The sequence below is a fragment of the Embleya sp. NBC_00888 genome (assembly GCF_045207655.1).
Classification (GTDB): domain Bacteria; phylum Actinomycetota; class Actinomycetes; order Streptomycetales; family Streptomycetaceae; genus Embleya.
On record NZ_CP108784.1, the window covers coordinates 7,986,238 to 8,008,095 of the forward strand.

21 protein-coding genes and 1 pseudogene are annotated in these 21,858 nt (G+C 69.3%); 9 read left to right on the top strand and 13 right to left on the bottom strand.

What is annotated here, in order from left to right:
* The first annotated feature begins 217 nt into the window (after positions 1-217).
* The 4 genes from OG948_RS33875 to OG948_RS33890 all read left to right on the top strand — a co-directional run bounded on the left by OG948_RS33875 (position 218) and on the right by OG948_RS33890 (position 3,692).
* Positions 218-1,087, top strand: coding sequence for an amidohydrolase family protein (locus tag OG948_RS33875; protein ID WP_406300129.1), 870 nt, complete (start codon positions 218-220; stop codon positions 1,085-1,087).
* The gene (locus tag OG948_RS33880) at positions 1,084-1,431 is read left to right on the top strand and encodes an L-rhamnose mutarotase (protein ID WP_406300130.1); all 348 of its coding nucleotides are present in this window, start codon (positions 1,084-1,086) and stop codon (positions 1,429-1,431) included. Before OG948_RS33875 ends, OG948_RS33880 begins: the two co-directional genes overlap by 4 nt.
* A 67-nt stretch (positions 1,432-1,498) precedes the next feature.
* A complete protein-coding gene (locus tag OG948_RS33885; RefSeq protein WP_406300131.1) occupies positions 1,499-2,350 on the top strand; it encodes a fumarylacetoacetate hydrolase family protein in 852 nt (283 codons plus the stop codon).
* Between the two features lie 253 nt (positions 2,351-2,603).
* Positions 2,604-3,692 (top strand): mandelate racemase/muconate lactonizing enzyme family protein, encoded by a 1,089-nt coding sequence (locus OG948_RS33890; RefSeq protein ID WP_406300132.1) that lies wholly within the window; start codon positions 2,604-2,606, stop codon positions 3,690-3,692.
* 392 nt (positions 3,693-4,084) lie between these two features.
* On the opposite strand, the gene OG948_RS33895 is transcribed toward OG948_RS33890, so the two are convergent.
* The 9 genes from OG948_RS33895 to OG948_RS33935 all read right to left on the bottom strand — a co-directional run bounded on the left by OG948_RS33895 (position 4,085) and on the right by OG948_RS33935 (position 12,205).
* Positions 4,085-4,225 (bottom strand): hypothetical protein, encoded by a 141-nt coding sequence (locus OG948_RS33895; RefSeq protein ID WP_406300133.1) that lies wholly within the window; start codon positions 4,223-4,225, stop codon positions 4,085-4,087.
* A gap of 17 nt (positions 4,226-4,242) precedes the next feature.
* A complete protein-coding gene (locus OG948_RS33900; RefSeq protein ID WP_406300134.1) occupies positions 4,243-5,133 on the bottom strand; it encodes a hypothetical protein in 891 nt (296 codons plus the stop codon).
* Between the two features lie 1,063 nt (positions 5,134-6,196).
* The gene (locus OG948_RS33905; protein ID WP_406300135.1) at positions 6,197-6,535 is read right to left on the bottom strand and encodes a helix-turn-helix domain-containing protein; all 339 of its coding nucleotides are present in this window, start codon (positions 6,533-6,535) and stop codon (positions 6,197-6,199) included.
* A 1-nt stretch (position 6,536) separates the two neighbouring features.
* A complete protein-coding gene (locus OG948_RS33910) occupies positions 6,537-6,683 on the bottom strand; it encodes a hypothetical protein (RefSeq protein WP_406300136.1) in 147 nt (48 codons plus the stop codon).
* A gap of 164 nt (positions 6,684-6,847) precedes the next feature.
* Positions 6,848-7,897, bottom strand: a complete 1,050-nt coding sequence (locus tag OG948_RS33915) for a hypothetical protein (RefSeq protein WP_406300137.1) — start codon at positions 7,895-7,897, stop codon at positions 6,848-6,850.
* Between the two features lie 122 nt (positions 7,898-8,019).
* Entirely contained in the window at positions 8,020-8,430 is a 411-nt protein-coding gene (locus OG948_RS33920; RefSeq protein WP_406300138.1) for a DUF6262 family protein, read from the bottom strand.
* On the bottom strand, positions 8,420-9,286 hold the full coding sequence (locus OG948_RS33925; protein ID WP_406300139.1) for a tyrosine-type recombinase/integrase: 867 nt from the start codon (positions 9,284-9,286) through the stop codon (positions 8,420-8,422). Before OG948_RS33925 ends, OG948_RS33920 begins: the two co-directional genes overlap by 11 nt.
* A 1,371-nt stretch (positions 9,287-10,657) precedes the next feature.
* Positions 10,658-10,915, bottom strand: a complete 258-nt coding sequence (locus OG948_RS33930; protein WP_406300140.1) for a tyrosine-type recombinase/integrase — start codon at positions 10,913-10,915, stop codon at positions 10,658-10,660.
* Between the two features lie 477 nt (positions 10,916-11,392).
* Positions 11,393-12,205, bottom strand: coding sequence for an endonuclease domain-containing protein (locus OG948_RS33935; RefSeq protein ID WP_406300141.1), 813 nt, complete (start codon positions 12,203-12,205; stop codon positions 11,393-11,395).
* Positions 12,206-12,345: 140 nt separating this feature from the next.
* Here OG948_RS33935 and OG948_RS33940 point away from each other — a divergent pair, with 140 nt between their 5' ends.
* Both OG948_RS33940 and OG948_RS33945 read left to right on the top strand, forming a co-directional pair.
* On the top strand, positions 12,346-12,546 hold the full coding sequence (locus OG948_RS33940; RefSeq protein ID WP_406300142.1) for a hypothetical protein: 201 nt from the start codon (positions 12,346-12,348) through the stop codon (positions 12,544-12,546).
* A 211-nt stretch (positions 12,547-12,757) separates the two neighbouring features.
* Complete coding sequence (locus OG948_RS33945; RefSeq protein WP_406300143.1) at positions 12,758-13,588, top strand: hypothetical protein; 831 nt, start codon at positions 12,758-12,760, stop codon at positions 13,586-13,588.
* A gap of 320 nt (positions 13,589-13,908) precedes the next feature.
* Here OG948_RS33945 and OG948_RS33950 read toward each other — a convergent pair whose 3' ends face one another.
* The 3 genes from OG948_RS33950 to OG948_RS33960 form a co-directional block, all read right to left on the bottom strand.
* Positions 13,909-14,898: a hypothetical protein gene (locus tag OG948_RS33950; RefSeq protein WP_406300144.1), complete on the bottom strand. Its 990-nt coding sequence runs from the start codon at positions 14,896-14,898 to the stop codon at positions 13,909-13,911.
* Between the two features lie 415 nt (positions 14,899-15,313).
* Positions 15,314-16,417, bottom strand: a complete 1,104-nt coding sequence (locus OG948_RS33955; protein WP_406300145.1) for a sensor histidine kinase — start codon at positions 16,415-16,417, stop codon at positions 15,314-15,316.
* Positions 16,414-17,067 (bottom strand): response regulator, encoded by a 654-nt coding sequence (locus OG948_RS33960; RefSeq protein WP_406300146.1) that lies wholly within the window; start codon positions 17,065-17,067, stop codon positions 16,414-16,416. The genes OG948_RS33955 and OG948_RS33960 overlap by 4 nt, the downstream gene beginning before the upstream one ends.
* A 151-nt stretch (positions 17,068-17,218) precedes the next feature.
* Between OG948_RS33960 and OG948_RS33965 the strand changes: the two genes are divergently transcribed.
* Both OG948_RS33965 and OG948_RS33970 read left to right on the top strand, forming a co-directional pair.
* On the top strand, positions 17,219-17,986 hold the full coding sequence (locus OG948_RS33965) for a BPL-N domain-containing protein (RefSeq protein ID WP_406300148.1): 768 nt from the start codon (positions 17,219-17,221) through the stop codon (positions 17,984-17,986).
* A 614-nt stretch (positions 17,987-18,600) separates the two neighbouring features.
* Positions 18,601-19,731, top strand: coding sequence for an SMI1/KNR4 family protein (locus tag OG948_RS33970; RefSeq protein WP_406300149.1), 1,131 nt, complete (start codon positions 18,601-18,603; stop codon positions 19,729-19,731).
* 85 nt (positions 19,732-19,816) lie between these two features.
* Here OG948_RS33970 and OG948_RS33975 read toward each other — a convergent pair.
* Positions 19,817-20,156: pseudogene (locus tag OG948_RS33975) on the bottom strand (IS5/IS1182 family transposase); the annotation flags it as partial.
* A 610-nt stretch (positions 20,157-20,766) separates the two neighbouring features.
* Between OG948_RS33975 and OG948_RS33980 the strand changes: the two are divergent.
* Entirely contained in the window at positions 20,767-21,522 is a 756-nt protein-coding gene (locus tag OG948_RS33980) for a hypothetical protein (RefSeq protein WP_406300150.1), read from the top strand.
* Positions 21,523-21,858 lie beyond the last annotated feature (336 nt).

Sequence of the window (21,858 nt, forward strand, 5' to 3'; positions counted from 1 at the left end):
CCGCGGACCCTCGCGGGACGGAGGACTCCGAGAAGACCTCCGGCCACCGTCGGTTCGGCGTCGAAGATCCGCGTCCGCTGTCGCGCACGTCCGGCGTGGACCGCACGATCGTCGGGAATCGACGTGGGCGACGAACCCTCCCCGGAGCCGTCGTCGGTGCGGCCCGCCCCGTTGGGACACCCACGCTCGTCCTCAGCACACCCAAGGTGACCTTCCCATGACCCCGCATCCCATCGTCGACGCGCACCATCACGTCTGGGACCTCTCCGCGCGCCACCAGCCCTGGCTCGCCGGCGCGGCCCTCGCCCCGATAAGGCGCAGCTTCGCACTCGCCGAACTGGAGCCCGAGGCCGCCTCGGCAAAGGTCGCCTCGACCGTCCTGGTCCAGACAATCGCCGTCGCCGGGGAGACCCCCGAATTCCTCGCGCTCGCCGCGGCGAGCCGGCTGGTCGCCGGGGTGGTCGGCTGGGTCGACCTCACCGCGCCCGATGTCGCGGAAGCCATCGGCGCGCTTCGTGAACTACCGGGCGGCGAACACCTGGTGGGCATCCGCCACCCCGTACAGGACGAGCCGGATCCGAACTGGTTGATCCGCCCGGACGTCATCCGCGGACTCGCGGCCGTCGCCTCGGCGGGACTCGCCTACGACCTGCTCGTACAACCCCACCAGCTCCCCGCGGCCGCCCGCGCCGCCGCGGCACTGCCCGAACTCACCCTCGTTCTCGACCACCTCGGCAAGCCGCCGATCGCGGCAGGCGAGAGGACCCCCTGGGCCGGTGACATCAAGACGCTGGCCGCACTGCCCAATACCGTGTGCAAGCTCTCCGGCCTCGTCACCGAAGCCGACTGGCGGACGTGGTCTTGGCGCGACCTGCGCCCCTTCGCCGAGACGGCGCTTGAAGAATTCGGGCCGGACCGACTCATGTTCGGCTCCGACTGGCCGGTCTGCCTGCTCGCGGCCTCCTACCGCGACGTGGTCGACACCGCCGCGACCCTCACCGGCTCGTTGAGCGCGACCGAACAGGCGAGCGTCTTCGCCGGCACGGCGACCCGCGTGTACGGACTACTTCCCCGAGGAGAGCGATGAACGAGAGCACGGGCGACGGGGTCCGACGGATCGCATCGGTGATCCGCGTCAGGCCCGAGAAGCTCGAGGAGTACAAGCGCCTGCACGCCGATCCCTGGCCCGGCGTGCTCGACCGACTCCGAGCGTGCAACATCTCCAACTACTCGATCTTCCTCCACGAAGAGCTCCTGTTCAGCTATTTCGAGTACCGGGGAACCGACTTCGACGCGGACATGGCCCGCATGTCCCGGGACCCGATCACCCAGGAGTGGTGGAGGCTGACCGACCCCTGCCAGGAACGCCTCCCCGGAACACCCGAGGGACGGCAGTGGACCGAGATCCCTTCCATCTTCTTCCTGGAATGAGCGACACCGTACGGCGGATGCCGACCGCCCTGGAGGGCGGATGCCCCACCACGAAGGGAAGTCCGACATGAAGGTACTGCGCATCGGCGCCCCGGGGAGCGAACGCCCGGCGATCCTGACGGACGGCGGACGGCTGCTGGACCTGTCCACCGTCACGACGGACATCGACTCCGCGTTCCTGGCCTCCGGCGGCCTCCAACGAGCCCGGGCCGCCGCCGAAGGCGGGCTGTTGCGGGAACTCCCTTTCGCCGGCGTACGGATCGGCGCCCCGGTGACCCGTCCGGGCAAGGTCGTATGCATCGGCCTGAACTACCGCGACCACGCACAGGAGACCGGCGCACCGATCCCTTCTCGGCCGGTGGTCTTCCTGAAGGACCCCGCCACCGTCGTCGGCCCCCGCGACACGGTGTCGATCCCCCGTGGCTCGACGAAGACCGACTGGGAAGTCGAACTCGCCGTCGTGATGGGCAACCGGGCCCGCTACCTCGAATCGCCCGACGCCGCCGCCCCCGTGATCGCCGGATACACGATCAGCAACGACGTCTCCGAGCGCGAGTTCCAACTGGAGTACTCCGGACAGTGGGACCTGGGCAAATCCTGCGAGACCTTCAACCCGCTCGGCCCCTGGCTGGTCACCCCCGACGAGGCCGGCGACCCGCAGTCCCTCGCGCTCCGCCTGTCCGTCAACGGCGTGCCGCGCCAGCACGGCAACACCGAGAACATGATCTTCGACGTGCCGTACATCGTCTGGTACCTGAGCCAGTACATGGTCCTGGAACCCGGCGACGTCATCAACACCGGAACGCCGGCCGGAGTCGCCCTGGGTCTACCGGGCCGGCCGTACCTGCGCGCCGGCGACATCGTCGATCTCGAGATCGCGGGCCTGGGCACCCAACGCCAAGTCTTCGAACAGGCCTGAGCCGACAGCGGCGCACCGACCGTGACCGGGGGGTGTCGTGGGTCGTGTGTGGCGTACCGGCAGGAAGCCGTGATCGACTCCGGCTCCTTCGCGGTCACCCGGGACGACGTCGGCACCCACGACGCCGAGCACCAGAGACCAAGACCGACCATCTGATGAACGGCTTCAAGACCTCGGTCCGGTCCCGCCCCTGAGACATCTCGCCTTCCCACCACACCGCACGCACACCCGCACCCACGACCCCGGAGGCCCCATGACCAGGATCATCAAGACGAATGCCTTCATGATCGACGTGGAGGTGGAAACAAAACGCACCGACGCGGTACAGGCATTCGTGAAGCAGGAAACCGTCTTCGTCGAGTTGACCACCGACGACGGGAACATCGGCACCGGCTACTCGTACACGATCGGCACCGGCGGAACCTCCGTGCTCGCGATACTGCGCGACCACTTCCTGCCCCGGCTCGCCGGACGCGACGCCCGAGAGATCGAACGGGTGTGGCACGACCTGTTCGCGGCCACCCGATCGACCACCGTCGGCGCGATCACCTCGCTCGCGCTGGCCGCGGTGGACACCGCGCTGTGGGACCTGCGCTGCCTGCGGGCCGACGAGCCACTGTGGCGGGTGGCCGGCGGCTTCCGCCCCGAGGCGCCGCTGTACGACACCGAGGGCGGCTGGCTGCACCTGAGCACCGACGAACTCGTCGCCGGGGCGCTGGCCTCACAGGCCGCCGGCTGGCAGGGCGTCAAACTCAAGGTCGGCAAGCCCAGGATCGAGCAGGACGTCGAACGCCTGCGCGCGGTACGCGAGGCCGTCGGGGACAGGCTCGACATCATGGTCGACGCCAACCAGTCGATGACCGCGGCCGAGGCCCGCCGCCGCGCCGCCGCGCTCGAGGAGGTGGGCATCGCCTGGTTCGAGGAGCCGCTGCCGGCCGACGACGTCGAGGGCCACGTCGCGCTCGCCCGCTCGACGTCGATCCCGATCGCGGTGGGCGAATCGCTGTACTCCCCGGGCCAGTTCCGCGACTATCTCGCCCGCGGCGCGGCATCGATCGTGCAGGTCGACGTCGCCCGGGTCGGCGGGATCACCCCGTGGCTCAAGGTCGCCCACCTCGCCGAGACGTTCAACGTCGAGGTGTGCCCGCACTTCCTGATGGAACTGCACGTCAGCCTCACCGCCGCCGTACCCAACGGACGCTACGTCGAACACATCCCACAACTGCGCGCGATCACCCATGACGAGATGCGGGTCCGCGACGGGCACGCCGTCGCGCCCGATGCCGCGGGCCTGGGCATTGCCTGGAACCTCGACGCGATCGACGACAGGAGGACAGCATGACCCGGCACACCCCGCCACCCCGACGCGGACGTCCAGTATCCCCGGATGCGGGACTGTAAAAACGTCGGGTCTTCCGAGTTTTCCGTAGGCAGCGCGGCCAACAACATCAGCCGCATCGGCGGCCTCATCCGCGCGAGGTTCGCGGGTACTCCTTCGCCGCCCGCGCCCGCCACACGTCGATCAACTTCTCCGACACGTCCCCGAACAGATCCGCCGGCAATTCCAATCGCCGCACCCGCGCGAGCCTGTCACCTCCGGGAGCAGACTCTCCAGTCCCGGGGCGCCCGGGGTCGGTCTGACGTCCCGGTGGCGAACCACGCGTCCAGGCCGACGACGGCGCGGTCAACCGCGCCCGATGGTCGAGACCCGGAAGGGGCGGTGGTTGTTCGGGTTCAGGGGTGTGCTGGGGGCGGCGGGGTGCGGCGTGCGAGTTCGGCTGCGTATCCGGCCCTGGGGCTGCCGGTCACGCCGGCCCAGACGGCCGCGGTGGCCGGTGCGATGCCGAGGGTCTCGCTGGGGATGGCGGCGGGCATCCGGCGGGCGAGATCGATCAGGGCGCTGTTGCGTCCTTGACGGGAGGGCAGGCCGTGGGTGGCGAGTCTGGCGCGCAAATGGCCGGCGCTGCACGGGTTTCCGGGCCGAGACCCGGGAAAGAGCCAGCGCTTGTCGTCGGTGGGGTCGGTCTTGCGTGTGGCGAGGGTGAGGAGGAGTCGGTCCACGGGTGGGGGGACGGTGACGGGGTGGGGGCCAGCGCGAGGCGGATTCCGTCGGGGGCGTGGTGGATGTGGTCGGTGGCGAGGTGGGCGATCTTGGTGAGGGGTTGGCCGTAGAGGAGGACGAGCAGGCCCGTGACGCGGTCGACGGTGGTGATGGTGTCGTCGTGCAGGAATCGGTGGGCCAGGCGCCGGCGTTCGTCGTCGGGCAGGGCGCGGTAGGGCCGATCGCAGGGCATCGGCGGGAAGTCGATCGGGTTGTCGATGTGGCGGGTGCGGGCAGCCCATTGCACGAAGCCGCGGGCGGTGAACCGCATGACGCTGCCTTGGTCGAGCCAGGAGTCGATGTGCTGTTGACGGCATTCGGAGAGTGTCACGCCACGGTGGCGCAGCCATTCCAGAAGGCGGACGGACTGGGTCAGGCCGGTGCGGATACCGGCTGCGGTGTTCGGCGACAGGGGGCGGGTGGGTGAGTGTCGACGGCGCAGTCGGCGCAGGTGGTGCCAGGTGGTGAAGGTGTCCAGGAGTCGGCGATCGTGGGTGTCGGTGATGGTGTCGAGGAAGGCCGTCACCCAGCGTTCGAGCGCGGCGAGGTGCTCGTCGCGGGCGGGCAGTGTGCCGTGGAGGGTCAGGACGGTGCGCAGTCGTCGGCTGCCGGCGGTGCTGCCTTGTCGGTCGAGCAGTTCGTGCGTGACGGGCTTCCGGTCTGTGTGGAGTGCGGCCAGCAAGGCGGCCGGTCCGGGCCTGTCGAGCCAGTGCAGCAGTTTGCGCCGGTGGGCCGTCGATCAGGGCGTCGTAGACCGGTCGCAGAGGTGGCGGCACGGTGTCGTCGGGGTCGGCGAGGAGTTCGCGCAGGCGTCGTGCGGCGGCGCACGCGGTGCAGCGGCCGGCGACGCGGGATGGTGATCGTGCCGCAGTCGGCGCAGGGCTGTCGCCGATCGGGGTCCTGGAGACGGCAGGGGCGGCACAGGGATTCGCCGGTGGTTCGTCGTGTGTTGACGCGCCGTCGTCGTCCGCAGCGGGCGCAGTCGTCGACGGTGACGTTACAACTGCCGCACACGGGATCGCCGGTGGAGGTCCGGGTGGTGACGCGGCGGGTGCGGCCGCAGCCGCTGCACGCCTCGCGGGCGCGGGAGCATTCGGGGCAGCGCGGAGCGTCGGTGTCGGCACGCAGGCAGGGGGTGGTCCGGCCGCAGACCGAGCACACCGCCGTCGGATGGGGCGCGCAGCCGAAACAGACGCCGGCCTGTTCGCCGCGTTGGCGGACCTCGCGGCTTCGGCCACAGCGGGAACACCGGCTGTGGCCGCCCGCGTCGCGGGTACGGCAGGGCCTGCACAGGCGACGTCCGTCGTGGCCCCGTCCGATTGGGCCGATTGCCCCGCAGTCCACGCACGCCGCTCGGCGCAGTCGTTTCGGGCATCCGGCGCAGCAGCGCAGCTTGTCGTGGACGGTGGTCAGCGGCAGTTGCCGTGCGCACCACGGGCACGGGGGCATGACCACGCCGCGGGCGTCGCGCGCCGGCAGGGCGTGGATCAGCCGCAGCAGGCGGGCCGAACCGTGGGCGCCGTCGCCCGTCAACAACGCAGGACGCGCGGTCAGTTCGCAGGCGAGCTTGCGCACGTCCGCAGGGGTCGGAGCCGCTTCCCGTACCGCTTCCGCGATGGCGAGGTGATCGATGCCGGTTGCCGCGCGGGCCAGGTGGTCGTGGAGCGTGGAGAGGTGGTGGTCCGGTTTGTCGAGGCGGGCACACCGGGTGCATTGGCCGCGTCCGTGCGGGTCACCGCCGGCGGTCATCCTTGGTCCCGGACGATCCTGGCCCGCCTGGGCCTGAGTGCCCCCAGGTCCGACTCGCCCGCCTTCGCGCCTTGGGCCGCCCGGCGTCGCTGCGGAACGCCGGCGGCGACGGGTTCGACCAGTTCCTCCATGCGGCAGTCGAGAACGTCCATGAGCGCCACCAGTGTTCGCAGGCTCAACCGTTCCGGCTTGTCGACGACGAGGCGGTAGACCTGGCTGGGCGAGAGGTCGATGCCGCGTTCGGCCAGCAGCGGGCGCAAATCCGTCGTGGAGAACATTCCTCGCGTCGCCATGACCTGCCGAAGGTGCCACTGGTAGTCGAGTTTGGCGCTCACGTCACATCTCCCGGTCGATTCGATAGGCCCGGTCCAAAGCCTTGCGCATCATCGTGTCCATGAAGTCTCCGCCGACCCCGGTGTAGATGGCCGTGGTCGACGCGAACCGGTGCCCCACCTGCCACTGGATTATCTTGAGTTCGGTCATGCTTCGCGTCTGTGAACTGGGCATTAGCGTCGGGTACGTTGTCGTCGAGGCACGGTTCGCAATTCCCGTCGCACGACACGTCACTGACTGATCGTTACCCGGGTGAGACACGCTGCGCTGGATCCTGTCGGGATCGCTCATTTCCTTGCGGAAGGTACTGAGGTTCACGAGGTTGTCGGTCCTGACGCAGTACCGCGGGTCGCTTGACTGAATTCCTGCTCACGTTCACAGGCTGCGGCCTGCTGCAATGTGCGGTAGCGGTGGAGTGTCTGCGGATCATCGGCCTGTTCGGCAGCCGCGACGGCGGCGTCGAGGACTCCGTCCATCCAAAGCCGAGGGATCCCTTGCAGGTGCTGGTCACTCGCGGCAAGCCGACGGCGAGCTGTGGAGTCGTCGGGTGTGAGCGGGACGAGGAGGAAACACTCCTTGGCGAAGTGCCGCCACAGTCCTTGGCACGATCCCTGCTTGTCGGATGGCAGGATGCTCCGAACCTCTTCGAGTGTTTTCCACGCGCTCGAGAGGTCGTCGGCTCGTCGCTGCAACTGCGCAAGCGCAAGCAGGTTACTCGCTTTTGCCCCCGGCCACGATGCTTCGCTGATCGCGATGGCTTCTCTCTGCACCGCCACTGCTTCGGTGAGGTAGCCGAGTTGAGCCAGGTGAAACTGGAGCGTGTTGAGCGTGGCCTCGGTGCGTGGCTCGCCGATTGCCCACTCGGTCATGAACAGACGGGATGCCTCGCGTTCGCCGAGGCGCGCGGCGTGGTGGGCCCAGGATTTGAGGCTCTCGTCGGCCGGGGCGGCTGGGAACCGTGCGCGTTGTCCGTTGAGCCACTCCTCAACGGCGGCGTCGGTGTGGCGGTCCGAGGTGATGTCGCCCAGGATGCGGTCACGATCAGGGTGGGCACTGGCTCGCACTGCTTCGACGGTAGCTGCGACACCTCCAGTCAGCAGATGGTAGAGGTGGTAGCCGAGAGCCGTGTCGAAGCTGACGTTCTTGGCGGTCCAGTGCAGCCAGAGATCCTCCACCTGTCGGTGCTCGGCGACCAGGAAGCCGGCCAGCGTCAGATCTGGGGCCATTCCCCAGGAGACGGCCTCTTGGTGGAAGGTGGTCTGCTGTTGGAGGAGGAAGCGTAGGAGAGGAAGATCCTGAGGGCGGCGGTCGTATTGAAGGGCCCAGAGAACTCCGAAGCGGGCGGCCCTGTTGCGGTCGGTCACGTGACCTTCGTGGAGATGCTCCGCGAGGAAGGCCAAGTCGAGCCACGTCGCCGGGTCCTGGCGCGCTCGCTTGAGGTCTCTTCTCGGCCCACGTAGAAGTCGGTCTTGCTCGTCAGCGGTACTCACCATCTTCCCCTCGTTTGATCCCTCGTGATTCTGTCTGCTCGTTGCTCGCCGAGTGCGCGGGCGAGCTGATCCCGAAGGCCCCGGTTCTCCTCCGCCAACTGCCGGGAGCGGGCGTTGGCCGCCTCCAGGCGCCGCAGCAATGAGGCCTCCGACGCGCGCTGACGTGCGGGGAGCGCAGACGAGGGTGCTGTGCGGTGTGCAGCCCGCAGGCGCTCGACTTCCAATCGCAGATCCGGCTGACCGTAGAGCCAGGACCGCGAGACGCCCGCTCGTTTTGCCACTGCCTCGAAGGTGACCGGTGCGCCGGCGGTGTCCAGGGCGCGCAGCGCCTGGACTGCCTTGGAGCGGGTGAGTCCGCTGCGGCGGTGGGCGGCTTCGATGATGTGGCGGCTGTTGTCAGCTCGCATCGGCGGTCGCCTCCGGCTCGTCGGTGTCGGTTTCGAGGCCGGTGATGATCCGGTCCAGGTTGTCCAGGACCTGCTGGTTCATCTCGACCACACGGGTCTGGCCTCGCGCGTCGGCGGCCGAGATGATCTGAAGGACTTGCCGGCGCTGTTCGCGGTGCAGAGGGAGGAACTCGCTGGTGGTCACGAACATCGGGCACGTCAAACAAGCGTTGGCGTGAGGGCAGGTCTTCTGCACCGGCAGTCCGCAGTAGCCGTTGGGCAGGGCCTGGGTCACGCGCCCGAGCCGCTGCTTGGCCCAGGTGGCTTCCGCCAGCGGGCCGGCGGGATCGACGGTGACGTGCTCGCCCTTGATGTTGAACTTGCGGGCCTTCTCCCAGTGCCGGCGGACCGTGGAATCGTGCAATCGGGCGTAATGAGCGGTCATTTCGCCGGATGAATGATCGAGAAGGACGCGTACCACTTCCTGCGGGACGTCCCGGTTGATCAGCCTGGTCCCGAAGGTGTGGCGCCATTGGTGGGGCGTCAGGCGGACGGCGCGGCCGTGCTCGTCCCGGATATCGCACCGGCCGAGCCAATCGCGGAGTTGACCGCGGTAGGAGTGCGTGCTCAAGGGGGTCCGGCCGTCGGGGTTCATCTTCGGGGCCGGGAACAACCACGGGCTGCCGTCCGGCCAACGACGCAGGATCCGCCGCTGCTGTTCGGTGATGGCCTGCTCGACTTCCTCGTCGATCGGGACGAGGGCTTCGCGTTTCATCTTGCGGTTGACGTAGCGCAGGTAGGGGGCGTTGTCGCCGTCGCGCACGACGCATTCGAACGCGATCGTGCTGGCGTCTCCGATGCGCAGGCCGCAGCGCATCAGGACGACCGTGAGCAGTCGGCTGTCGGGGTTGTGCCAGCGGTCGATTGTCCGGCTGTTCGACTTGGGCCATGACGTACTCGGCGAGCCCGCGGGGCAGGCGCTTCTCGGGTTTGGGGAAGTCGTCGGGGTAGAACGCGGCGCCGGCGGGCAGGGTCCGGTCCCATTCGTGGCGGCGGATGGCGTAGAGTAACGCGCCGAGTGAGCTGATGTCCCTGCTGCGGGAGCGCACTGCGCGGGGGTCGGTGGCCAGGTCGGCCAGGTAGCGTTCCAGCGTCGTCCGGTCGATGCCGGCAAGGCTGGTGATGCCGACCGGCGGTGAGGCCAGGAAGCGGGCGAGGCGGGTCACGGCCTGGATGTCGATGTAGGTCTGGATGGGACTGCGGCCGATGCTGAAGCGCCAGCGGGCGAACCGCTTGGCCAGCTCGCGCAGCCAAGGCTGCGGGATGCCGTCGAACCGCAGCCGTTTGCGGCCCTCGATGCCGAGGCGGTGCAACTCCCAGATGTCCCTGGGGAATTCAGTCTCCCATCCGTTGCCGCAGAGCAGGTCCTCCAGACGCCGGTAGGCGTAGCGCAGGAAGGCCGCCTGCCCGTTCTGACCGTGTTTCGCGGCGTGACGGGCGTCGAAGAACTCAATCCACTGTTCGATCGGCCAGTCCAGCAGCGAGGCCACCGGGCTCGCTGTGACCAGCGTGATGACCGGGCGCGCGACGGCAGCGGGCGTCTTGCCCTGGCGCTCGTCGTGCCGACACTGCAGGGCGTACTGCAGCTCCATTTTGAGTTGGCGACGATCCCCGAGCGGCCTGAAGTCGAAGCGGTCGTCGCCGTAGGACTCGCAGAGCACCGTGAACTCGTCGAGGTCCGGCCGACCCACCGCTTCCCAGCGCGACCGGTGGTTGACGCAGAATTGCGACCGCCCCTGCGTCCACAACGAGCAGCAGGACAACGCGCAGACCGGGTGATCGGGATTGTGGACCGGGTCGAGGCTGGCCAGCCATGCCGTGCGATTCGGTTTTCCCGCCCGTTCCCAGAATCCGTGGTGCCGGACGCACAACCCTCGGCGGGTGCCACCGTAGCGGCATCCGGGCGCGACGCAGACGGTGAGTTCCCTGCGTCCGAGTCCCTCCGGAGAGGCGGCTGCGGCGAACCCCTCAATGTCGGGGCGGCCTTCGTCCTGCCACTGGTAGTAGTGGCCCTTGCAGAGCCCGCGGGTGCGCGGCTGTCGGACGCAGCCCGCCACCCGGCACGGCGCGGAGTCGAACATCAGCGCGCCGCGTTCGGGGACGAAGATGTCGACCCGGAACTCCGGGCGGACCGCGGCCATCAGCTTGCCCAGCAGTCCCGATGCCGGCATCGGCGACGCTGCGGCGGTCACCACCGCACCTCCTGTCCGGTCAGGAAGCCAGCGGAATCCAGGGCCCGGCGGGCGTCCTCGGCGGACAGGTGGCCGTAGATGTCCAGCATGGTCGCGATCGAGGAATGACCGAGCAAGGTGCTGACCACCTCGATGGGCACCTTCCGGCGCAGGAGCAGGGTGGCCCGGGTGTGCCGGAACCAGTGGGGGTCGAAGTCGATGCCGGTGTCGCGGCGGATCCGCAGGACCAGGTCGTAGACGGCCGCGTAGCTCAACGGACGCCCGTAGGGGCCGCCCAGAGGTTGACGAACATGTAGTCGCTGTCCAGGTCGCCGTACTCGTCGTGCAGGTAGTCCGACCCCACCCTCGGCCCGTCAGGCCTTGGGCGCGACGATGTCACAGGCCGAGCCTGTTCGGTGGAGTTCTATTTCGGCAGGGGGTGTCTGCTCGGAACCGACGGCGAACTGATCCCAGTCCGTTGGAAGAGTCGCATCGACTCCATGGACGACTACCAGGGCGAACTCAGGGACAAGGCCTACGTCCAGAAGCGCATCGAGGCGAAGCTGAATCGCACCAGGAGCCACTCGGAAGCGAGTGGGACCCGATGCGGCAGCTGACCCAGATGCTCATCGATCTTGCCGAGCCCCCGACTGACTGGGCTGGCTGAGCGATGATCCAAATGGATGGCGCACTGACACGATCCGAACCGAGCTGCACCTCAGCCTCAGTGGGTGTCCACCGGTGGTCAACGGTCAATCAAGAGCGGCGTCCGCAAGGCTGCCGTTCCTGCGAGTCGCGTACCGCGATAGGTAGTCCTCGAAGAGGGGGATGGTAGCGGTCGCCCGGCCAACCGCCTCGTACCACGCAAGACCACATGTGTTGCACATCTGGCAGAGGTATCCGCGGACGCACTTCCCGCAGGACCTGTTCCTGCCGCAGCATGTCCCGTCGTGGTCGATGTGGAAGGCTGGATCGCCTTCCTGCCACTGCTGTTTGCAGATGTCGCATCGGTGGTCGCGGGACTCACGGAACTCGCACAGTGCGTTCACGGAGGGAAAGCTGAACCGCTTGGCGGTGCAGTAATCGGCGTGGCACGGTGAACAGTACGGTGCGCACCCGTCGACGCTAGAACCCGAGGGGAACGCCTCGAACGACTTCGCTGTCTTGCAGAATGGGCACCACTTCATACCCTGCCTGCGCAGTACCTCCACCCGCTCCTGACTGATCCGAAGCGTGTGGAGCGGGACCAGCTTCCCGCGTCGCGCGCGCTGCTGGTAGTGCGCGTTGCAGTAGCCGTCCGAGATCGTGGGTTTACCGCAAGGTTCGGCTAATTCGCCGCCTTCGAGGGTGAAAACGCAGAACTCGGGCAAGTTCCTGCGTCGTTTCCGGATCGGTCCGAGCCTCTTACCGGCGCGCCGCTGCTGGTCGTGAGCGTCGCATAACCGGTTGAGCTTCATCGGCCTGGGACAAGGGGGATAGTCGGAGCCCTCGGGAAAGGCTTCGCAGGTCTTGTACGGCGGCGGTTTGGCGGTCTGCGCGGGTAAGTCGAAGAGCGCGTCGGTCACGGGCCGGACCCTAGCCGCATGCCCTGACAATCAGTCAGGCCAGTCAGCTTGCGGATGATCCCTGGGCGCCCGTGGGCGTTCCCTCCCCTGCGGATCCGAGCGGTCGCTGGTCAGTTCACAACCCCGACGACAACGTGGCGGTGAACGCGTGGATGGCGGGGCATATCCACGGCGAGGACGGTTGTGACGGGTGCGAGGGCGCGCGTGGTCCGGCCGGTCACGACTGGCAGGCGCGGATGGACGCCGTCTCCACGCTGATGCCCGACATCGACAAGTGGTTCGATCGCGACGTGTGGACCGCGGCACTGCACGACAGCGGCTACGGCGTCACCCGACGCTGACAGCCCCTGCCGGGGAACGTACGGAGCGACGGCCCGGCCCCGCTGCGCAGACGCGTGCCGCCACCCTCGGCACCGACGGCGACCCGTTCCGCGCCTCCGGTACCCGACCTTCCGTCGGGTCGGGGTGCGGGCGGTCGGAGTCCACCCGTCCGGGTTCGGTTGCACCCGGTTCGCCGGACCGGCCGTGAACGCCGGTCCTACGCTGACGGCCGTGGCAGACATCGAAGAGAGCACGACGTACAAGTCCCTGGTGACACGGATCCGGGCGGCGCTGTCGGAACGCGGCCTGGACGCGGAGCCGGTGGCGGTGCGCAACGTCCTCACCCACGCGGTGGCGACGCTGGCCGAACGCCTGGACGTCGGCCCCCGGGCGGTCCTGCTCTACATCGACCCCGACGTGATCGCCGACCAGATCGCCGCCGCCGCCGATCCTGCCGCCGAGGGGTCGGACCACGTCCACGGCGTTCGCCCGGCCCGCCCCGACACGCGTTCGGTCCCCACGCCCCGACATGCCTGCTCACGGCCCCTGATGGCGCTGACCCAGGCCGTCAAGTACGCCTCCACCAACGGGGACTCCCGCACGGTGCAGCACGCCGCCGACCTCGCCTTCGAGCTCGGCGTCGCGGTCGGGGCCGACCCCGACCGGGACCGCGTGGACATCCCCGTGGGCGTCCTCGACGAGGCCGCCGACATCCTCGACCACGTCGCCGACCGGATCGAGTCCCACGGATGGAGCCTGTGCCCGTGCGGCGACAAGCACGGCCAGGCGCGGATCGACGCCCGGGTCCTGGACGCCCTGCGCGGCGACGCCGACCTCGTCCGCACGACGGCACCCGCCAAGATGGGCGAGGGCGCGTTCCTCGACCCGGCCACCGGGCTGCCGCACACGCGCCGGCGTCGACGGCTGAGCGCCCGCAACCCCGGCAACGACTTGGGCTCGCCCGGGTGGGGCCGCGCCGCGCCCTCGACGCCGGCGATCGTTCTGCCCGCGTTCCTGCGAGGCCGGAGCGACCGGTGGGGTCGAAGACCGTGGGTCGGGTAGTGCGCCACACGGATTCCGTGCTCGACGCAAGCGCGGTGCATCGCGGAGGGAGGGTCGGCGGCGGGCCATGGCAGCGCCCAGGCTCGAAGTTCCTGGTGGATGGACGTGGCGTACCCCGAAGTCGGACCTGGCAGAACAACCAATCGATGATGCGGACGGAATCGAGGCGGAGTGTGGATGTTTCTGATGTGCGCTATCGCCCGTCGGGTGTCGGCGGGTTGGCGAACGCCGGCAGCCGACGGCCTGACGCCGTTTCCACGAGCCGGACGATGCCGGGGTCCGCGGCCGCGAGGGCGTCCCTCGCCACTTCGCACCAGTCGTCACGTTCGAGGAGAGCCAGGTAGTCGTCCCGGTAGGGCTGCCATCGCTGAACCGGGCCGATCGAACCCGCGTCGCCTTGTGTCCCCAGGCTGTTCGCCAGCCACGCGGCGGTGCAGTATCGGCCGGGCGGAAGGCCCCGATCGCTCGAGGTGGCGCAGATGTGCGGCAAGTACCGCCTCGGCGTGGGGATAACGCGCGAGCGTGACGCCCATGCCCTGGCTGTACGTCATCACCAAAAGCAGTCTGCCGGTGTGGTCGGTGATCTCCTCGTCCACGCAGGGCCCGGTGACGACTTCGTGCAGACGAGCGGTCCGGGCGACCTCGCCGACGAAGTACGCGTTGAGGAAATCGCCGTCGCATGCCCTGCGGAGGAGCCAGGGTCGGGCGGTGGGGTCGTCGAGTCGACACAGGGCCTCCACGACGTAGACCCTTCCCCAGCCGGTGACTCGATCGGCGAGCCACAGGAGGGCATCGGTGCCTCGGGGCAGTCTTTCCAGGGTGTGCGCGGCCAGGGGGCCGAAGTGGTTGGACAGCAGGCCGATGGTTCGGATCAGGGTGACGTCGTCGGCCGTTGCGACGGCGGAGAGCAGGGCGAGCCCCATGGTGACCGAGTCGCGATCGGTTCCGTGTCGGACCAGCCATGAGCCCGTTTGGTGAACACGACGCCTGTCCGCTCCCTCGGCCGCGGCAGTGATGTGGGCGTTGGGATGAATGGGGACGTAGACGTCGTGGAACGCGCCGACCAGTTCGCCGGGTTGCGCGGCGGTGCGGGCGAAATACGCGTCCAGGACGAGCGCGGCATCCTTGCCGGCGGTGTGCCGGTCCTCCGGCGCTTTCGGCCGAGACCGGCGGCGGTGCAACGCATCGTCGGGGTACGGCTCTCCGTCCCGCGGCAGCGCCTCGTCCGGGGCCGGCAGGTGGAGTCGTAGCACGTGTTCGAACAGGGACATCCGCGATCCGGGCGGTTGCATCCCGGCCGTCTCGCTCATCGGCGGACGGAGGACTCGATTCTCTTGATCATGTCGGGCAGCGTGTCACGGCCCGTGGGGGCCGGCAAGGCGATATCGCTCCTTGGGGCCGCACGAGGCGCGCCGAGTTCACAGCGATCCGGTGATTCCCGAGTGGGGGCTTCGCGTGGGCGCGGGCCCGGCAACGGCTCGGGTGGGCCCGCCGATCGGGGGATGTCGGCGGGCCCGGAGCGCGGCCACACGACGGGGGGACGCGGGGGCCACGATCGACCAACGACCGCAGCGGCCCGAGGCCACTCCGCGTGTCGACGAACGCCCCCGATGTCCGGTCGTGTTCCGGCGGGAGCGACCCGAGCGCGACGCACCGGGCCGTCGACCGCGACCGGCACGCAGCCGGGCCGCCCGCCTCGCGGGGATGGGAGTGCGGGGGACATGATCAGCTGCGGCGGTCCGGGAGGCGTAGCCGGACCTGCCAGCCGCCGTCTCCGGATGGTCCCGACTCCAGGCTGCCGCCCAGCAGTTCGGCGCGCTCGCGGAGGCCGATGAGGCCCTGGTGCGCGCCGGGCAGCGAGAGGGCGGGGCGGGCCGGGGGGTCGTTGGTGACGGTGACACCGTATGCCGGGCCGTCGTGCCAGAGCTCGACCCTCGCGGCGGCGCCGGGGGCGTGCTTGCGCACGTTGGTCAACGCCTCCTGGACGGTGCGGTAGAGGGCGCGCTGGGCCGGGGCGGGGACAGCATCCACGGCCGGGAGTTCGCCGGTCAGCCCGGCGTCCAAGCCGCTGCCGTGGACGAGGCGGCGGAGGTCGGCGAGGGTGGGCTGCGGGGCAAGCTCCGTGGTGTCGCCGCTGGAGGCGCGGAGCAGGGTGACCATGGTGCGGAGCTCATCGAGGGTTTCGACGCTGAGCGTGCGGATCGTACGGGCTGCCTCGTGGACCTCGTCGTTGGCGGTGGCGACCTGGAGCGCCCCCGCCTGTACGGCGATGAGGCTCACCTGGTGCGAGACGACGTCGTGCATCTCCCGGGCCAGCTGGGCTCGTTCGCGGGCGAGGACGCCCTGCGCGTGCAGTTCCCGCTCGTGCTCCCTGGCCGCCTCGGTCTCCGTCAGCTGCAGCCGCAGGTCCCGCCGGGTCTGGAGGAGCTGGCCCAGGAGCACGGGGGCGGAGGCCATCGCGAGCGTGTAGACGAAGGTGACCAGCGTCCAGGTGTGCTCCTCGCCCGCGAAGTCCGTCAGCGGCCAGGGGGCGGCGGTGATGAGCGCAAAGAGGGTCGCGTACAGGGCGAGCAGCCGCCGGTCGCGGGTGCGCGCGGCGAGGGTGTAAAGCGCGGCGACCGGCGCGACGAGGACGTCCTGGACGAGGGAGCCGGGGAGGCAGAGAAGGAAGACGGAAAGGGGGAAGCGGCGGCGCAGGGGCAGCGCCGCACAGGTGAGAGCGCCGAGGACGAGGCCGAACGGGGTGTCGTCCTCCAGGTTGAGCCAGAGGTCGAACCCGGCGAGGACGACCAGGCCGGCGTCGACGAGTGCGGCGGGGATCCTGTTCATCTCCGCTCCAGCAGCCCCGCCCGCTGCGCGAGCAGCGCTGCCTGGACGCGGCCGCCGACCCGCAGCTTGGTGAGGATCGTGCTGACGTGGTCCTTGACCGTCCCGCCGCTCAGATGGAGCCGGTCCCCGATCTCGGCGTTCGAGAGCCCCTCGGCGACCAGCACGAGCACGTCCCGTTCTCGCTCGGAGAGCCGTCCGACCCGGGCGGTGCCCTCGTCGGCCTCTCCTGTGCCGGGGTGGCTGCCGAGCAGGGAACGGGTCGCCTTCGGCGACATCACCACGCCGCCCCCGGCGAGTGTTCGCACCGCCTGCGCGAGCAGGGCGGGATCGGTGTCCTTGAGCAGGAAGCCGGCGGCCCCGGCGTCGAGGGCGGTCAGGACATACTCGTCGGTATCGAAAGTTGTCAGCATGGCGATGGCGGGCCGCTGCGGGTCGGGTAGCGCACGCAGCTCGCGCAGGACGGTGAGGCCGTCCACGTCCGGCATGCGGATATCGAGGAGGACGACGTCGGGCTCGTGCTCCCGTACGGCGGCGAGGGCCTCGCCGCCGGTGGCGGTGGCGACGACCTCGATGTCCTCGGCGGCGTTGAGGATGAGCCGGAAGCCGGAGCGCACGAGCGCCTCGTCGTCGACCACCACGGCTCGGATCATGTACAGGGTCCCCTTTGCATCGTCACATCCCGACCTTACGGCTCGTAGGTCCCGGCCGGTCGCACGGGCGAAGGATTCCCGCCGGCCGGGGGAGGCGTCCCCGCCGACCGGCAGGTACCGGGCACTGGCCGTGGAGCGGGAGGGTGGGGCCATGACCGACCAAACCCTCGCTCATCGCCCCCTCGTCTCCGTCCTCGTGACCGCCGCCCTGCTGGCCGTGGGTTGCGTCCCGTCTTCGTTTGCCGGGGAGCGGCAGCCCGCCGAGGGCCCCCTCGCGGTGATCTACGACGGCCCGCAGGGTTGCCCCGACTGCGCGCCGTCGGTAGCCAAGGTGCTGCGCGAGGCGCCGCAGCACTACCGGGTCAGGTACGTGAAGGCCGCGCCGAAGGCTTCCGACCTCGCCGGGGCGAAGCTGTACGTGCAACCGGGGGGCGGCTCCGACCTGGAGCGGACCTGGCGGGACCTGAAGGGCTCCGCCGAGGTCGTCCGCACGTGGGTCCGGGAGGGCGGCAGCTATCTGGGACTGTGCTTCGGCGCCTACCTGGCGGGCGGCAACCCGGGCTTCGGCCTGCTGCCCGGCGACACCAACGGGTATATCGACTCCCCCGACGCCACCGTCCCCGACGAGCGCGACACCGTGGTGCCGGTGAAATGGAAGGGCAAGCCTCGCCACATGTACTTCCAGGACGGGCCCGCCTTCTTCCTGAACAAGGGCGCCGATTCCGACGTCCTGGCGACCTACCCCAACGGAGATGCCGCCGTCGTCGTCGCCCCGTACGGCAAGGGCCGGGTCGGCGTGAGCGGCCCCCACCCGGAGGCCGGCGAGTCCTGGTACGCGGAGAAGGGACTCCATAACCCCGATGGCATCCGCTTCGACCTGGCCTACGAGCTGATCGAAGCAACCGCCGGACGACGGTGAGACCGTTGCGATACTTGCGACCCGCGAGTGAACCCGACGGCGGTGCTGTACATGGATGAGACCGTGCCGGGCATCTGGCGGTCCTCGGCGGTGCCGTCCTCGGCCACCGTCAGCAGACCTGTCAGCGCTCGTCGGACGGGTCGGCCACGACGCCGGCGGGCGGTACGAAGCATCACAGCGGTACTCGAGCCATGCCATGTACGCCGCCGGGGAAGCGGGTCGGCCGGATGGTGGGTGGGGGGAAGATCGTCACCTGCATCTCCCAGATGATCCACCTCGGCCGCCACGACGACGCCCTCGGTCTGCGCCGCGAAAACCAGTGCTGCGAGAAGTCAGTAGCGGCCGCAATGTGGGGGCCTTGACCCCGAATCCTGAACACGGGTTATGCGGCTGGTGCCAGCGTAGTTGGTGTGAGTTGGAGGGCGTTCCCGAAGGTGATCGTTGTCCGAGGCGGGAGTGTCGGCGGCGGGTGCGTTGTAGCGGTGGAGCCGTCTGAAGGCGTCAGGTCGGGCCTCGCGCTCGCCTGGCCAGCTCTTTCGTCCTTGCAGGGTCTCGCAGAGGACGCCCCTCGTCGAAGCGAGTGGCCCGGGGGACGACGCCGTCGACGACGAACGGTGGGACCAAACGCGGACCGGTGGCTGCGCGAGTCGATCCTGAACGACCCGGACGAGGCCGGTCTGCCCCACGACGAGACCGAGGACACGCGCACGCTGCTCGCCCGGTACGCAACGCTCGACCTGGTGTGGCCGGGTCCCGCCGTGACGGCCTCCGTCGGCCGTGTGGACCAAGGGACGCTCGTCCGGGTCGACGGCTCCCTGCCGGAACCCTGGCGCCGGTTCCCCGCAGCGGTGCCCGGGGCGGTACCGGCTCCCTCGGCGGACCCGGAGTTGCTGGAGCGCACTCTCCGCGAGCGTTTGCCCGATGCCGTCGGCGCGACGCAGGAGGAGATCGCTGCCGTCGAAGCGCGTCTCGGCGTCACGCTGTCCGACGAACTCAAGCGGCTGTACGGGGTGACGCGGGCATCGAAGGACTGGGACGACTGGGAGTCGATCGACCGTCTCGACCAGGCCGTCGGCTGCGAGATCATCGCCCTGGAAGACCTGTGCGCCGTCGACGCGGCAGCCCGCTGCTCCGGCTGGGAGTTGTCGGCGACGAAGGCGGTCGCCACCCCGCCCGACGCCGCCGTGCAGGGTCTGGCCGGCTCACCGGGCTGGATCGTCTTCGGAAGCAACGGCGGCGACCAACTGGCCGTCGACCTCACACCGGGCCCCGGTGGATACCTCGGGCAGGTCGTCCTGGTCGACCACGAACAGAGCCTCGGCGCCGAACTCGTGGCCGACTCCCTCACCGACTTCGTCCTGCGCCGGACGAGGGAGGAGGGCCGCGACGGCCGCGGGAACCCTCCGATCGCGGCAAGGGTCGGCCGCGGCGGCGTCGAGACCATCGAGGCCGCCGCCCACCCGGAACCGGAAGTCCTGTCCATCGGCGTGTGGGACGGCCCCCCGTTCGCCCTCGCCCCCTCGTCGGACTGCCCCGCCTGCGCACCCTCACCGCCTTTCCCGGCACCTTGGCCGACCCGCCGGAGATCGCCGCCCTCACCCGGCTGGAGTACCTGGAACTGGACGCTCGGGAATGGCGCGTCCTCCTGGACGCCGAAGCCGTCCCATCCGGCCTGTCCGCGGCGGTCATCACGGTGCACGACCAAAACCACCTCCCCGTCGCGGCCCTCACCACCGAGATCCTGACCCTGTTGCAGCGGCCGCGGATCCTTCGAACACTCCTCGAAGGAGATCTCGGCCCCACGACACAACCGGTGGACCACGCAAAATGACTGGCGGGCAGAGTCTCGTAGTCGCGGGCCGGACGTCGACGGAGCATGATCCATCCCAGGCTTCGTTCGACCACCCAGCGCCTTTTCACGATGTGGAGCCCCGAACTCCGGGGTTTCTGTTGACGACTTCGACGTCGATTCCGAGGCCGGCGCCGTGTTCGATGACGGCGTTCTCGAAGCGGTGTCGACCCCGCTTCCGGAGATGGCGGGACGGGTCTTCTCGGCCTGGTTGAGCAGGCGTATCCCGAGGGCGTTCTCCGACAGGCTCGCGGCGGTGACGGTCACGGCGAGGACGAGTCGGATCGTGTCGGTGGGGATGCCTCGCTTCCGGCCGACGATGTGAGTGTGTCTGGATGGCGGTTGTAAGTCCCGTAGGGGATCGAGCGGTTCCCGGCGCGACACGCGGCCGCCCCCGTCCCGGCAGGTGTGTGCGGTCCTACGATCGAGCATGAGTGCCCGCCGCGGGTGGCCGCTTGATCGGTCGCCCGCCGCTGCGCCGCGGTTGGTTCCGCGTCGCACCGTTCGGCCGTCGGGGCGTGATCGGTGCCCGCGGTATGGCAGAACCCTGCCCCTGTCGTCGTTGGCCCGGGCCGTCCGCCCCGGGGGCTCGGGCGGTGGCACGCGGGCGAGTTCCGGGCGCCGACTCTGTGAGTGGGTGGTGTGGTGGCGGTGTGTTGGTCGGCATCGTCATGTAGGGGTATCCGGGCTGTTCCGGGGGTCTTTCGGTGTGGTGGGAGGGCTGTTGCCGCACCCATCGCCTCCATGGCGCGGCCACGGTACGCGTCGAGGTCCGGGTCGAGGTCGAGGTTCTTCACCGTCGACGCGCCACCGCCCGACCCGCCCGTGCTATGGCTGTTCGAAACTTGGTTACATCGAAGGCGAACGGTCGTAGGCCGAGGAGGTTTCGTTGGTTGGCCAGGGTGTGTCGGCGGTGGGTGGAGCGCGATCCGTGGGGCTGGTGTCGGGTGCGCTGGCGTGGGGCATGGCTGGCATTTGGCGGTCGACACACGAAAGCAACTATCCGTGGAATGTTTGGATTCCAATCGGTTATGGGGCGGTCAAAGGAGTTTTTCTCGGACTCGCGATGGGTTGGTGTGCCGTCTTGCTGACTCGAAAGTGGGGGTGTACCCAAGGGTTCATGGATAGGCGGATTTTCGCTGCTGTATTTCTGCTCGGCCTGCTGCCTGGGACATATCAGGATCTGACCGGCTCATCACCCCGGTTGGTCTATTTCGAGGATTCGACGCCAGACGATCGATGGTATTGGAACGCCTTCGCGACCCAATGGATCACGGGTACCGTTCTCCCGGCGTTTGGATGCGCTCTGGTCGTGGCGTCGTTCGCGGCCTTCAGCGGTGGTTCATCGCGGAAGCGCCTGATGTCCTTCATCGGTGTCCTGGTGACTGGTGTGGGAGGCGTGCTGTTGATCTTTCTGCCGGCGCTGGCCTCTGCCGGCGCGCCTTCGCCCGAAGGCAACGGGCAACACGTCGACGAGAGCGCAATCACGGCGATGGGAGTGACCCTTATCGGACTGTGTCTCGTGTTGCGCAGCGTGATGGGGCTCATCTCTGCCGTGAAACGTAGGCGTCGGTTGCATGAGGTCTCGAAGGCGTGGCGAGAACGCCGTCGGATCAGCCTGAGCCACCGCTGTGCGGCACGTTCCGCGAATAGCTGTTCCATCCCGGGCGGCCGGTCCGCGTGGTGAGCGCCGAGCGGATCCGGTTCCCGATGAAGGTGCGTGTACATCGGCGCCATCGGGTCCGATGCCGTGAACGGCAGCCGGCCGCAAGCGAGTTCGTAGAGCATGCGGCCCAGCACATATAGCCCGGCGGCGATCATGTGCGCGAGGAGTCGGCCGGGGTCCGTGCCGACGCGGTCCTCGGGAGCGTCTTCCTCGAAACCGGACGGGTCGGGTGAGGACGTGGTCGCCGGCGCGTTGGACGCGGACCACGACGCCGAGTTCGTGGGCACGGGTCGACATCCTGCGAGTACCGCGAACACTGGGCTCGTGCGCTGCGTCGGCCACGTGTCTTTCGTCGAG